Here is a 13,461-nt window from a genome sequence, read left to right on the forward strand (position 1 = left end):
AGGAATTCATGGAAGGCGAGGAGGTCAGCGTCTTCGCCCTGTCCGACGGCGAGCATGTGCTGCCGCTGGTCGGTGCGCAGGATCACAAGCGCGCCTTCGACGGCGACAAGGGACCGAACACCGGCGGCATGGGCGCCTATTCGCCGGTGCCGATCCTCGACCCGGCGATGTTCGACCGGGCGATGCGCGAGATCATCCTGCCGACCGTCGAGGCGATGAGGAAACAAGGCATGCCGTTCAAGGGAGTGCTCTTCGCCGGCCTGGTGATCGGCAAGTCGGGCCCGCGACTGGTCGAGTACAACTGCCGCTTCGGCGATCCCGAATGCCAGGTGCTGATGATGCGGCTCAAGTCCGACATCATGCCGGCGCTGATGGCCTGCGCCGACGGCAGCCTGGGCCATTTCGATCTGCGCTGGTCCGACGAGGCCGCGCTCACGATCGTAATGGCGGCAAACGGCTATCCCGAGGCATATGAAAAGGGCAGCGAGATTCGCAATCTTGACGCAGCCGGCAAGGTCGAGGGGGTGCAGATCTTCCACGCAGGCACCAAGTTCGGCACCGACGGCCAGCGAGTACTGGCCAATGGTGGACGGGTCCTGAACGTCACGGCCATGGCGCCGACGGTCGCGGAAGCCCGGTCGCGCGCGTACCGCGCCGTCGACTTGATCGACTGGCCGCAAGGCTTCTGTCGCCGCGATATTGCATGGCGGGCCCTTGCCCGCCGCTCGTGACATCGCACGACCGCCAAGGCTAGGTTGATCTCATGCCCGATTCCCCAGATCTTTCGCAGCGGCTCCTCGCCCAGCTTCGCTTTCCCTGCGGCGACGTGCCGGAACCCGGCGACATCAAGAACGTCGCACCCGGCATCCATTGGCTGCGCATGCCGCTGCCCTTTCAGCTCAATCACATCAACCTGTGGCTGATCGAGGAGAAGGATGGCTGGACGCTGGTCGATACCGGCATCAACACGCAGGCCACGCGCGATCTATGGCAGAGGATCTTTGCCACACGGCTCGGCGGCAAGCCGCTGACGCGCGTGGTTGGCACCCATATGCATCCGGACCATATCGGGCTTGCCGGCTGGCTGTGCGAGCGCTGGCATGCGCCGCTCCTCATGACGCTTGGCGAGTACATGAGCGCCATCGCCGCGCGCAACGACTTCATCGAGAACGAGGAGGTGCGCGGCGCCCATCTCCTTCGTAACGGCGTCCCGGTCGACAAGCTTGCGCTGTTCCATCGCCACAAGGGCGGCTACGCCAAGGGCGTGGTGCCCCTGCCGACCTCATTCCAGCGGCTGATCCATGCCCATCCCATCACGCTCGGTGGCCACCGCTGGGACGTGATCGTGGGCCGCGGGCACGCACCCGAGCATGCCTCGCTCTGGTGTCCCGAGCTCAATGTGCTGATCGCGGGCGACCAGGTCCTGCCCAAGATCAGCACTAACGTGGGCGTGTGGCCGAACGAGCCGCTCGCCGATGCTCTCACCTGGTTCCTCGACGGCTTCTCGCGCTTCCGGCGACTTCCGGCCGACGCGCTGGTGTTGCCGAGCCACGGTTTTCCCTTCATCGGTCTGCATACCCGCCTCGATCAGCTCATAGCGCATCACGATGCACGCATGAACGACATGACCAATGCCATCGTCCGCCTCGAGACCAAGGGTGCGACCGGCTGGGACATGGTGCCGGTCCTCTTCCCGCGCCATCTCGACAACAACCAGGTCGTCTTCGCCTTCGGCGAGACGCTGGCTCATCTTCACTGTCTCGAAACGCGGGCCCGCGCGAAGCGCGAGGTCGTGGACGGCGTGTACCGGTTCATCGCCTTCGTCGATCCTCACGCTCAGCCGCCGGTCGACGATTCGGATTCCGACGTGATGGATATCGGGCCGACCTGAGGTCGAGTATCGTCGACTCCTGATGCGTGTCGATCTCTTCGATTTCGCGCTGCCGGACGAACTGATCGCCCAGCGGCCCGTTTCGCCGCGCGATTCGGCCCGGCTGCTCGATGTCTCTCCTGCCGGATTCGGCGACCATGTCGTGCGCGAGTTGCCGAAGCTGCTGCGTGCCGGCGACCTGATGGTGTTCAACGACACGAGAGTGATCCCGGCGCGGCTGAACGGTATGCGCGCAGCCGGCGGCGGCCGGCAGAAGGTAGCGGTCGAGACGCTGTTGATTCGCGATCTCGGCGGCGGCCATTGGCTCTGCTTCGGCAAGCCCGTAAAGCGGCTGAAGGCGAGGGACGAGATCACGTTCGATGCTGACCTCCAGGCAAACGTCGAGGCAATCAACGCCGACGGATCGATCGTGCTGGTCTTCGACCGCAGCGGCGCGGACTTCCTGGCTGCGCTCGACCGGGCGGGTGCGGTGCCGCTGCCCCCCTACATCCGTGGTGGCATCGCCGATGCACGCGACCGCACCGACTATCAAACGCTGTTCGCCAAGGTCGACGGCTCGGTGGCGGCACCCACCGCCGGATTGCATTTCACTTCGGAACTCGTGGCGGCGCTCGCGGAAGCACATATCGGCATCGCGAACGTCACACTCCATGTCGGGGCCGGCACCTTCCAGCCGGTGCGGGTCGAGGAGACCGAGGCGCACACCATGCATGCCGAATGGGGCGAGGTACCGCGGGCGACGGCCGAGGCGATCGAGCGCACGCGACAGCTCGGCGGCCACATAGTGTCGGTCGGCACGACCGCGCTGCGCTTGCTCGAATCAGTGGCGTGCCATAACGACGGGTCGATCAAAGCCTGGAGTGGCGAGACCGGCATCTTCATCACGCCGGGCTTCCGCTTCCGCGCAGTCGATCTCCTTCTCACCAACTTCCATCTGCCGCGCTCCACGCTGTTCATGCTGGTTTCGGCCTTCACCGGGCTGGAGCGAATGCAGGCGGCCTATGCGCATGCCGTAGCGCGGCGATACCGCTTCTATTCCTACGGCGATTGTTGTCTGTTGCACCGATGAGTCTTGCCTTTGACCTTATCGGCACCGATGGACTTGCCCGCCGGGGCCGCGTCGCCACGGCACACGGCACGGTGGAGACGCCGGCCTTCATGCCGTTGGGCACTGGCGGCACGGTGAAGGCCATGATGCCACAATCGGTGCGGGAGACGGGCGCCGAGATTGTCCTCGGCAACACCTTCCACCTCATGCTGCAGCCCGGCGCGGAGCGCGTCGCTGCCTTGGGCGGCCTGCACAAGTTCATGGACTGGCCGGGCCCGATCCTCACGGACTCGGGTGGCTTCCAGGTTATGTCGCTCAAGGAGTTGCGCAAACTCGACCGCGACGGCGTAACCTTCCGGTCGCCACGCGACGGCTCGCAGCACCGGCTGACGCCGGAGCGCTCGATCAATATCCAGCATCTGCTCGACACGGACATCACCATGTCGTTTGACGAATGCACGGCGTGGCCGGTCGAGGAAGCGGCGGCGGCGCGGTCCATGAGACTGTCGATGGTCTGGGCCGAGCGCGGCAAGCGCGCCTTCGTACAGCGGCCGGGCTACGGTTTGTTCGGGATCGTACAGGGCAGCGTGTTCCCTGCCCTGCGCGCGGAAAGCGCGAAGGTGCTCGCAGATATCGGCTTCGACGGCTATGCGATCGGCGGCCTGGCGGTCGGCGAGGGCCAGGAGCTGATGTTCAAGACCCTCGACACGACCATACCCCTCCTGCCCGCCGACAAGCCACGCTATCTGATGGGCGTCGGTCGACCCGCGGACATCGTAGGCGCGGTGCAGCGCGGGGTCGACATGTTCGATTGCGTGCTGCCCACGCGCGGCGGCCGCACGGCGCAGGCCTTCACGCGCCGCGGCGAATTGAATCTGCGCAATGCGCGCCATCGCAACGATCCACGGCCGGTCGACGAACAATGCGGCTGCCCCGCTTGTCAGAGTCACAGTCGCGCATATCTTCATCACCTCATTCGCAGCGAGGAGATCCTCGGCGCGATGCTGCTCACGTGGCACAATCTTCACTATTATCAGGATGTCATGCGCGGTCTGCGCGGTGCTATCGAAAGCAACTCACTCTGCCACTGGATCGCCGCATTCGAGAACGAACAAGACCGAGGAGACCTGCCAGAAATCTGAGGGAGAACACCGGCATGCCCAACGAGGCGTTGATCGTGGTCGATATGCAGAACGACTTCTGCGAAGGCGGCGCGCTCGCCGTGCCGGGTGCAAATGCGATCGTGCCCTTGGTCAATCGCCTGATCGGCCGCTACGACCATGTCGTGCTGACACAGGACTGGCACCCTGCCGGTCATGCCTCCTTCGCCAGCAGTTGGAAGGACGCCGAGCCCTACAGCACGGTGCAGTTTCCGTATGGTGCGCAGACGCTGTGGCCGGAGCACTGCGTGCAGGGGACAGTGGGGGCCGCTTTCCATCCCGGCCTCGACACGACCAAGGCGCAGATGATCGTGCGCAAGGGATTCCATACCGGCATCGATTCCTACTCCGCCTTTCGCGAGAACGATCGTATGACGCGGACCGGTCTCGACGGCTATCTCAAGGCGCGCGGCTTCACGCGCCTGGTCTTCTGCGGCCTCGCCTTCGATTATTGCGTGTCCTGGTCGGCGATCGATGCGCGCCAGGCCGGCTTCAATGTCGGTGTCGTGTTGGATGCCACTGCCTCGATCGATCTCGACGGCAGCCGCAAGCGCAAGCTCACCGAACTGCGTCAAGCGGGGATCAATCTCACCGAAACGCCTTAGACCCTCTCCAGCGCGAGCGCGATTCCCTGGCCGACACCGATGCACATCGTGCAGAGCGCACGCTTGCCGCCGCTCGCCTCGAGCTGATTGAGCGCCGTGATCATCAGCCGGCCGCCGGAGGCGCCGAGAGGATGGCCGAGGGCAATGGCGCCGCCGTTGGGATTAACGTTATCCGCATCATCGGACAGCCCGAGCTGGCGGAGGACGGCGAGTGCCTGCGCGGCGAAGGCCTCGTTGAGCTCGATCGTGTCGAAGTCCCGAACCGTCATGTCGAGCCTGGCGAGCAGCTTCTGCGTCGCCGGCACGGGCCCGATGCCCATCACCCGGGGCGGCACGCCGGCCGACACGGTGGCGAGAATGCGCGCGCGCGGCGTGAGACCGTTGGCCCTCACGGCCGAGTCGGAGGCGATGATCATGGCGCAGGCACCGTCGTTGATGCCCGACGAGTTGCCGGCGGTGACCGAGCCGCCCTCGCGGAATGCCGGCGGCAGCCTGGCCAGCGTCTCCATGGTGGTATCGCCGCGCGGATGTTCGTCCTTGTCGACCACGACCTCACTCTTGCCCTTCCTGGCGGTGACCTTGACGATCTCCTTGTCGAAAAAGCCACGGTCCTGCGCGGTCTTGCAACGTCGCTGGCTGCGATAGGCGAAAGCGTCCTGATCGGTCCGGCTGATCTGGTGCTCGGTGGCGACATTCTCGGCGGTCTGGCCCATCGGATCGATACCGTAGGCTGCCTTCATCTTCGGATTGACGAAGCGCCAGCCCAGCACCGTGTCCTCGAGCTTCATGCCGCGGTCGAACGGACCTTCGGGCTTGCCCATGACATAGGGTGAACGGGTCATGCCCTCGACGCCGCCAGCGATGATCATGTCGGCCTCGCCGAGCTTGACCGCGCGCGCGGCGTGCCCTGCCGCCTCGAGTCCGGAGCCGCAAAGGCGGTTGACCGTGGCGCCTGCCACCTCGACCGGCAGGCCGGCCAGCAAGCCTGCCATGCGCGCCACGTTGCGATTGTCCTCCCCGGCCTGGTTGACGCAGCCATAGATCACGTCGTCGACAGCCCCCCAGTCGACACTCGCATTGCGCTTCATCAGCGCCTTGATCGGATGGGCGGCAAGGTCGTCGACGCGCACTGTGGACAAGCCGCCATTGTAACGGCCGACCGGGGTGCGGATGGCGTCGCAGATATAGGCTTCGGTCATCTCGGGGACTCCCAACGCAAACAAACGTCTCGCCCGGTTAGCATCGGGCACAGGCCCTGCCAATGCCCCGCCCGCCACAGGGCCATGCAGCGGAACGGCGGCGCACGCCGCTCCGTTCGTTGGGCAGGAGGACCGCCGCGGCGGCGGCGTCAGGCCTTGACCAGACGCAACCGCGGCACCTCGTTCGCGACCAGCTTGCGGTAGATCTCCAGATATTCATTGGCCATGCGGCGGGCGGTGAAACGCTCCTCGAAGCGTGCCCGGACCTTGGCGCGCGACAGGCTGCCGAGCCGATTGCGGATCGCATCCGCCGCCTCGAGCTCGTTCTTGACGATGAAGCCCGTGATGCCGTCCTCGATGATCTCGGGCACGGAGCCGCTGCCGTAGGCGATCACCGGCGCTCCGCAGGCCATGGCCTCGATCATCACCAGACCGAACGGCTCGGGCCAATCGATCGGCATCAGGAGCGCCTCGGCGCCGCTCAGGAATTCCGATTTCTCGCGGTCGCTGATCTCGCCGATGAATTCGATGCCGGGGAGCTGCAGAAGCGGTTCGATCTCGCGCTCGAAATATTCGCGATCGACCGCATCGACCTTGGCTGCGATCTTGAGCGGCATCTTGCACCGCACGGCGATGTGGATCGCCTGGTCCGGTGCCTTCTCCGGCGCCACTCGACCGAGAAAGCCCAGATAGCCGCCCTTCGCGGGTCGCGGCGCCAGGAGATTGGCCGGCAACCCGTGATGCACGGTTTTCACCCAGTGTGCTTGCGGCAAGGGTTTGCGCTGGTTGTGCGAAATGGAAATGACCGGAACCGACGGGAAGGCATCGAACACCGCCTGATGCTCGGGCAGATCGAGCCGGCCATGCAGGGTCGTGATGAAGGGTGTCGCCTGACGCGAGAACAGCGAGAACGGATAGTAGTCGAGATGGAAATGCAGGACGTCGAATTCCTCGGCACGTTGACGCACATGCTCGAGCATCGCCATATGTAGTGCCACCGGGTCGCGGACCGCACCATCCAGCCGCAGGGCGCGCGGCCACATCGGCTCGAGTTTGGCCTTGGTGAGTGAGTCACCGCTGGCGAAGAGGGTGACGTCGTGACCCATCTCCACCAGCTCTTCAGTCAGCCAGGAGACGACGCGCTCCGTGCCGCCATACAGTTTCGGGGGAATGGCCTCGGTCAGCGGAGCGATCTGCGCGATACGCATTAACTTACCTCCTGATTGCAGGACTGCGTTGGTCAAGGAAAAATGCGGTGACCGTGCGGCGGACTTTTTTTTGTCACAGCTAATTCTTCCCCCTCACGCCGCCGAATTGCCCGATAGAGCATTAGGCTGTGGCCATGCTGAGCCTTTGTAACTACGCCGGACGCCCCGTCGCGTTCCTGCTGCGCTACGTCCGTCGTCGGCCTTTGGCGCATGGTGCAATTCTCCTGGCCGTTCTTAGCGCCGTTGGCTGCTCGGTCAGTACTCAATACGCCGTGAAGTTCCTGGTCGACACACTCGATCGTGGACGACTCAACCCGGGCATCTGGACTGCCTTCGTCGTCCTGGTCTCGCTGGTTGCCGCCGACAACCTTCTCTGGCGGCTCGGCGGCTGGGTCTCGAGCCATGCCTTCGTCGGCGTGAGCGGCGACCTTCGCGGCGAATTGTTTCGCCATCTTACCGGCCATGCGCCGAGCTACTTTTCCGAACGCCTGGCCGGCACGCTGACAGGGCGCATCACCGCGACTTCCAACGCGGCTTTCGCGGTCGAGAATCTGTTCATGTGGAACGTATTGCCACCGTGCGTGGCGACGACGGGCGCCATTGCCTATCTGGCCTCGGTGAGCATCCCCATGGCCGCGGTCCTGACCAGCATCGCCGCCGTGCTCATCGTCGTGCTGTTCAAGCTCGCGGCGGCCGGTGCTCCCCTCCATCACGGCTTTGCCGACAAGGCAGCCCGCGTCGAGGGCGAGTTGGCCGACGTCATCGGCAACATGCCGCTGGTGCGCACCTTCGGCGCCACGACCCGCGAGCATGTCAGGTTCGACGAGACGGTCGGACAGGAAATGACCGCGCGGCGCAAGAGCCTGCTTTACCTCGAGCGCCTGCGGCTGCTGCACGCCGCAGTGACGATCGTCCTGACCGTCGCCATGCTCGCCTGGGCGATCGTGCTCTGGCAGCGCGGGGGCGCCTCCAGCGGCGACGTGGTGCTGGTCTGCACGCTCGGCTTCACCATCCTGCATTCCACGCGCGATTTGGCCGTGGCCCTCGTCGACGTGACGCAGCACATGGCGCGCCTCTCCGAAGCCATCGCCACGCTGCTGCAGCCCCATCAGTTGCGCGACCATCCCGAGGCGACGCCGCTGGAGCCCAAGGATCGCGGCATCGAGTTCGAGGGCGTGTCTTTCGCCTACCCCGGCGGCGACAAGGTATTCGATCGGCTCGACCTGCACTTCGAAGCCGGCAAGCGCACCGGTCTGGTGGGACCTTCGGGCGGCGGAAAATCGACCATCCTGTCGCTGTTGCAGCGATTCTATGACGTCGATAGAGGCCGTATCCTGATCGACGGGCAGGACATCTCCCGGATCACGCAGGACAGCATGCGGCGCGCGATCTCCTTCGTGCCGCAGGATATCAGCCTGCTCCATCGCTCCGTGTTCGACAACATCCGCTACGGAAAGCCTGAGGCGACGGAGACCGAGGTGAGGAAGGCAGCCGAGGCCGCCTGCTGCCGCGATTTCATCGAAGCCCTGCCGATGGGCTTCGATACGGTTGTGGGCGACCGCGGCGCGCGCCTGTCGGGCGGGCAGCGCCAACGCATTGCGATTGCCCGCGCCCTTCTCAAGGACTCTCCCATCCTGCTGTTGGACGAGGCGACCTCGTCCCTCGACAGCGAATCGGAGGAAGCGATCCGCCAGGCGCTCGACCACCTCATGCAGGGACGCACCGTTATCGCCATCGCCCATCGCCTGTCCACCTTGCGCAACTTCGACCGCATCGTGGTGTTGCAGGAGGGCCAGGTGATCCAGGAGGGGACACCTGACGAGTTGCTCCATCGCCGCGGCCCCTATCGCATGCTGATCGACGACGAGCTGGCGCGGCTGACCCGGCGCGCGGCGGCCTGACTCGATACTTGACGGGTTTACCGGTTAGGTAGACCGTACGGGCATGAGCGTTCGCAGCTTTGCCCTCTTCGATACGCGGATCGGCACCTGTGGCCTCACCTGGAGCGCCGCCGGAATTGTCGGGCTGCAGCTTCCCGAAGCGACGGCAGCCGGCACCCGGGCGCGGCTGTGCCGGCGTTGGCCAGGCGCGCGGGAGACTTCGCCGCCGGCCAATATCAAGGATGCGATTGCCCGCGTGCAGAGGCTTCTGAAGGGCGAGGCGGTCGGGCTTGGCGATATCCCGCTCGACTTTGAGGCGGTGCCGGAGTTTCACCGCCGCGTCTATGAACTCGCGCGCACCATTCCCGCCGGACACACCACGACCTATGGCGAGATCGCGCGGCGGCTCGACGCGCCGCACGAGTCGCGCGAGGTCGGACAGGCGCTCGGCCGTAACCCGATTGCCATCATCGTGCCCTGCCATCGCGTCCTCGGCGCCGACGGCAAGATGGGCGGCTTCTCCGCTGCCGGCGGCGTGGCGACCAAGCGGCGTATCCTCGAGATCGAGGGTGCTACCGCCTTGGACGCCGGACCGTTGTTCGAAGCCATATCGCCGCGCAATGGCTGAGTTCGGCTTCGACCCGCGCAAGGCCGTTCGCCATCTGAAATCTGCCGATCCGGCACTGGCCGGCGTCATGGCGCGGGTGGGAGCATTCGCCATGGAGCTCAAATCGTCCCGCAGCCTGTTCGGCGCGTTGGCCGAGGCGATCGTCTACCAGCAGCTTTCGAACAAGGCGGCCGCGACCATCTATGGGCGCATCGAGGCTCTCTTCCCACGGAGCATCGACGGCTTCATGCCCCGGGACATTCTGGGGGCGGCCCCCGACAGATTGCGCAAGGCCGGTTTGTCGGCGGCCAAGGTGCTGGCCCTGCAGGACCTCGCCCGTCGCGTCCAGGGTAACGAGTTGCCCGCGATCGAAGAGGCGCACGCCATGGACGACGCGGCCCTGATCGAACGTCTGGTCCAGGTGCGAGGCATCGGGCGGTGGAGCGCAGAGATGTTCCTGATGTTTCGGCTGGGCCGGCCTGATGTGCTGCCACTCGACGACTACAGTTTGCGCAAGGCCTATGCGGTCGCCTTCGGAAAGCGCGCTCTGCCGTCGTCGCGGACACTGGAAAGACACGGCGAGAAGTGGCGGCCGTATCGTACTGTTGCCAGCTGGTATCTCTGGCGGACTCTCGACCTGCCGCGCATGTAAAGGCGCGTTCATCCGCGCCACTGGAGTGACACATCGGTCATGACATAATTGCCCGCATGGCCCTTCCCTTCTCGAATACCGTCGATCGCACGCTCGAGCGCTTGCGCCATGCCTTCATCGAAACCGCCCGCGGCGCGCGCGAAGTGGTGGGAGCGCCGCTTCGTCCGGATTTGCCCGATGACGACGTGCCTCGACTGAGGGGCCGAATCGATGCCTGCCTCGAAGGCAAAGGGGGCGTCACGGCACGGCGGGCGCGGGCAGCCGAGCTGGGCGAGGTCTATCTGTCGTTGTCGCCGGTCGGAAGGCGGAAGTTTCTGCTGACGCTGGCGCACGATTACGGTCTGCCGCGCGAAGCGGCGCTCGCCCATGTCGAACGCTGGCGCGCCTCCAAGGAGCCGCCACAGGCACTGGTGAAGGCACTCGAGCCGCCGGCAGTACACCTGCTGCGCGAGTTCGTGGGCGTGCCGCAGGGCGTGAAATTCGTGGTCGATCTGCGGGCCGAATTGATGGCGCTCGGCAAGTCAGACGCCGGAGCGCGTATGCTGAGCGAGGATCTCCGCCCACTGCTCAGTGCCTGGTTCGACGTCGGCTTCCTCGATCTGGTGCGCATCGATTGGCGGGCCTCGGCCGCCCTTTTGGAGAAGCTCGTGACCTACGAGGCGGTGCATACGATCCGCTCCTGGCGCGATCTCAAGAACCGGCTCGATTCCGACCGCCGTTGCTTCGCCTTCTTTCATCCGCGCATGCCCGACGAGCCGCTGATCTTCGTCGAGGTGGCGCTCGTGAACGGTATGGCCGGCAACGTGCAGCGTCTGCTCGACGCCAGGGCGGAAACCTCCGATCCGGAACACGCCAACACCGCGATCTTCTATTCGATCTCCAACTGCCAGCAGGGGCTGGCCGGCATCAGCTTCGGTAATTTCCTGATCAAGCGCGTGGCCGAGGAACTCGTACGCGAGCTGCCGAACATCAAGGACTTCGCCACGCTCTCGCCGGTTCCCGGCCTGCGCCATCATATCGACGGGCGGCTGAAGAACGAGGGCGACGACGCCTTGACTCCGGGCGAGATCGCCTCGCTGGTGCCCGTCACCAACAATAAGGCGACGGGGGCGACAGCCGTCCGCGAGCTTCTCGACAAGCCGGTCTGGTGGGAGGTTCCCGCGATCGACAAGGCGCTGCGGCCGATCCTTGTCCGCTTCACGGCGCGCTATCTCACCAGTACCGACGACCGGGGACGGGCGGTCGACCGGGTGGCGCACTTCCATCTCGGCAACGGCGCCATCGTCGAGCGTATCAACTGGCTGGCGGACACCAGCGCCAACGGCCTCAAGCAGTCCTACGGGATCATGGTGAACTACCGCTACAAGCTCGGTGACGTCGACGCGAACCACGCCGCCTACGCCAATGGCCGCGTGGTGGCGAGCCGTGAAGTGCGGGCAGCGGCCAGAATCTGACGCGGAGGCGCGCGATTGACGCGCTTACTTGTTCAGATAATTCAACTTCAGGCCCGGTCGAGGCCATTCGAAGCTCACGAGCTTGCCGGTCATGGAAAGGGTCGCGTACGCGGTGCGCAGTTCGTTGCCGCCGAAGCAGACGTTGGTGACCATCGGATCGGGCAGCTTGTACTGCGTCACCGACTGGCCGTCGGGCGAGATGTCCGACACGGCGCCCGTGATCAACGTCGCCACGCAGATATGGCCGGCTGAGTCGACTGCCAGCGAGTCGAACATCTGGTAGCCACCGAGGCCCGTGATCACCCGGCCCTTCTCGCCGCGATATGGACCGTTGGCGTCCTTGATCACGCCCGCGGCCGAAAGCTCGAATGCCCAGCAACGCGCCGTCGGCGTCTCCACCACGTAGAGCGTCTTCTCGTCGGGCGACAGGCCGCAGCCGTTCGGTCGCTCGAGCGGAAACACCTTCTCCTCGATCTTCGAGCCGTCGGCCCTGGCATAGTAGACCGCGCCGCGATCACTGTCGCGATCACGCGTCTTGCCGAGATCGGTGAACCAGAAGCCGCCTTCCTTGTCGAACACCAGGTCGTTGGGACCGTTCAGCCGCCGCCCATCGCAGGAATTGTACAAGGTTTCGAACTTGCCGGTCTCCGGATCCACGACCTGGATCGACCCGCCCTTGTAACCGGCGGGCTGCGTTCCGGGGAACAGGCGGCCGTCGGGTCGCTGGATCCAGTTGAAGCCGCCATTGTTGCAGACATAGATCTTGCCGTTCGGCCCCATCGCCGCGCCGTTGGGGCCACCGCCCAGCTTGGCGATGACGTGCTGCTTGCCGTCGGGCATGACGCGGGTCAGCGTTTCGCGTGCGATCTCGACCAGGATCACCGATCCGTCGGTCATGGCGATAGGCCCCTCCGGGAACCTCAGGCCGGCGGTGATTTCCCTGTGCGGCGTCATCGGCGCTCCCTTTTCATTTTCCCTTGAAGGTCGGTTTGCGCTTGGCAAGGAAAGCGGCGACGCCCTCCTTGAAGTCGGCACTTCGGCCAAGCTCGCGCTGGAAGTCGCGCTCGACATCGAGCTGCGCGGCCAGCGGGTTCCCCGAGGCGCGATTCATCGCCTCCTTGATGCGGGCCAGGGAAAGCGTCGGGCCGTCGGCCAGCCGGCGGGCAAGTTCCGTCGCCGTCTTCATCAGCTCCGTATCCTCGACCACGTCCCAGATCAGGCCCCATTGCCTCGCTTGCTCGGCGGAGATCTGCGGCGCCAGCATGGCAAGCGCCCGGGCACGCGCGTCGCCGACAAGCCGCGGCAGGAACCACGTGCTGCCGCCGTCGGGCAGCAGTCCGATACGGGCGAAGGCCTGCAGGAACGACGCCGACTTGGCAGCGACGGCGATGTCCGCAGCCATGGCGAAGCTCATGCCGACGCCGGCCGCCACGCCGTTCACGGCGGCAACGATGGGCTTGGGCATCGCCCGCATGGTGCGGATCACCGGATTGAAGAATTTGTCGAGGGCCGCGCCCGAATCAGCCGCGGCGCTCGCCTCGCGATCGGGGTCGGCGAGATCGGCGCCGGCACAAAATCCGCGACCCGCACCGGTCAGCAGGACGGCACGCACCGAAGCATCGTTCGCGAGCCCCTCCCAGCATTCCTTGAGCTCGGCGATCATCTTGCGCGAGACCGCGTTCAGCTTGTCGGGCGCGTTAAGCGTCAGCGTCGCGAGCCCATCGGCCACCGCCAGATCGATCTTTTCGTACATGGTC

The 13,461-nt window shown here is 65.4% G+C and carries 13 protein-coding genes; 9 read left to right on the forward strand and 4 right to left on the reverse strand.

Annotated elements, in window-relative coordinates; translation table 11 throughout:
• The 5 genes from VH499_RS07520 to pncA form a co-directional block, all read left to right on the forward strand.
• Window positions 1-731: phosphoribosylamine--glycine ligase (locus VH499_RS07520; protein WP_332052084.1), on the forward strand; the 731-nt coding region annotated here is incomplete at its 5' end.
• Between the two features lie 32 nt (window positions 732-763).
• Entirely contained in the window at window positions 764-1,891 is a 1,128-nt protein-coding gene (locus tag VH499_RS07525) for an MBL fold metallo-hydrolase (protein WP_332052085.1), read from the forward strand.
• A gap of 22 nt (window positions 1,892-1,913) precedes the next feature.
• Window positions 1,914-2,960, forward strand: coding sequence for a tRNA preQ1(34) S-adenosylmethionine ribosyltransferase-isomerase QueA (queA, locus tag VH499_RS07530; RefSeq protein ID WP_332052086.1), 1,047 nt, complete (start codon window positions 1,914-1,916; stop codon window positions 2,958-2,960).
• Window positions 2,957-4,081 carry a tRNA guanosine(34) transglycosylase Tgt gene (gene tgt / locus VH499_RS07535; RefSeq protein ID WP_332052087.1) on the forward strand — a complete coding sequence of 375 codons (1,125 nt, stop codon included), beginning with the start codon at window positions 2,957-2,959 and terminating at the stop codon, window positions 4,079-4,081. Before queA ends, tgt begins: the two co-directional genes overlap by 4 nt.
• Window positions 4,082-4,095: 14 nt before the next feature.
• Entirely contained in the window at window positions 4,096-4,704 is a 609-nt protein-coding gene (pncA, locus tag VH499_RS07540) for a bifunctional nicotinamidase/pyrazinamidase (protein ID WP_332052088.1), read from the forward strand.
• Here the strand turns inward: pncA and pcaF are convergent.
• Together pcaF and VH499_RS07550 are read right to left on the reverse strand one after the other, a co-directional pair.
• A complete protein-coding gene (gene pcaF, locus VH499_RS07545) occupies window positions 4,701-5,903 on the reverse strand; it encodes a 3-oxoadipyl-CoA thiolase (RefSeq protein ID WP_332052089.1) in 1,203 nt (400 codons plus the stop codon). The genes pncA and pcaF overlap by 4 nt on opposite strands.
• A 149-nt stretch (window positions 5,904-6,052) precedes the next feature.
• Entirely contained in the window at window positions 6,053-7,111 is a 1,059-nt protein-coding gene (locus tag VH499_RS07550) for a glycosyltransferase family 4 protein (protein WP_332052090.1), read from the reverse strand.
• Window positions 7,112-7,245: 134 nt separating this feature from the next.
• On the opposite strand from VH499_RS07550, the gene VH499_RS07555 reads away from it, so the two are divergent.
• The 4 genes from VH499_RS07555 to VH499_RS07570 are packed head-to-tail and all read left to right on the forward strand — an operon-like array spanning window position 7,246 to window position 11,704.
• A complete protein-coding gene (locus VH499_RS07555; RefSeq protein ID WP_332052091.1) occupies window positions 7,246-9,012 on the forward strand; it encodes an ABC transporter ATP-binding protein in 1,767 nt (588 codons plus the stop codon).
• Between the two features lie 43 nt (window positions 9,013-9,055).
• Window positions 9,056-9,619 carry a methylated-DNA--[protein]-cysteine S-methyltransferase gene (locus tag VH499_RS07560; protein WP_332052092.1) on the forward strand — a complete coding sequence of 188 codons (564 nt, stop codon included), beginning with the start codon at window positions 9,056-9,058 and terminating at the stop codon, window positions 9,617-9,619.
• Entirely contained in the window at window positions 9,612-10,250 is a 639-nt protein-coding gene (locus VH499_RS07565; protein WP_332052093.1) for a DNA-3-methyladenine glycosylase 2 family protein, read from the forward strand. Before VH499_RS07560 ends, VH499_RS07565 begins: the two co-directional genes overlap by 8 nt.
• Window positions 10,251-10,306: 56 nt before the next feature.
• On the forward strand, window positions 10,307-11,704 hold the full coding sequence (locus VH499_RS07570; protein ID WP_332052094.1) for a malonyl-CoA decarboxylase domain-containing protein: 1,398 nt from the start codon (window positions 10,307-10,309) through the stop codon (window positions 11,702-11,704).
• 24 nt (window positions 11,705-11,728) lie between these two features.
• Here the strand turns inward: VH499_RS07570 and VH499_RS07575 are convergent, their stop codons facing one another.
• Together VH499_RS07575 and paaG are read right to left on the reverse strand one after the other, a co-directional pair.
• The gene (locus VH499_RS07575; RefSeq protein WP_332052095.1) at window positions 11,729-12,658 is read right to left on the reverse strand and encodes an SMP-30/gluconolactonase/LRE family protein; all 930 of its coding nucleotides are present in this window, start codon (window positions 12,656-12,658) and stop codon (window positions 11,729-11,731) included.
• A 13-nt stretch (window positions 12,659-12,671) separates the two neighbouring features.
• Window positions 12,672-13,457, reverse strand: a complete 786-nt coding sequence (gene paaG / locus VH499_RS07580; protein WP_332052096.1) for a 2-(1,2-epoxy-1,2-dihydrophenyl)acetyl-CoA isomerase PaaG — start codon at window positions 13,455-13,457, stop codon at window positions 12,672-12,674.
• Window positions 13,458-13,461 lie beyond the last annotated feature (4 nt).

The organism is Reyranella sp., assembly GCF_036558665.1.
Taxonomy (GTDB): Bacteria; Pseudomonadota; Alphaproteobacteria; order Reyranellales; family Reyranellaceae; genus Reyranella.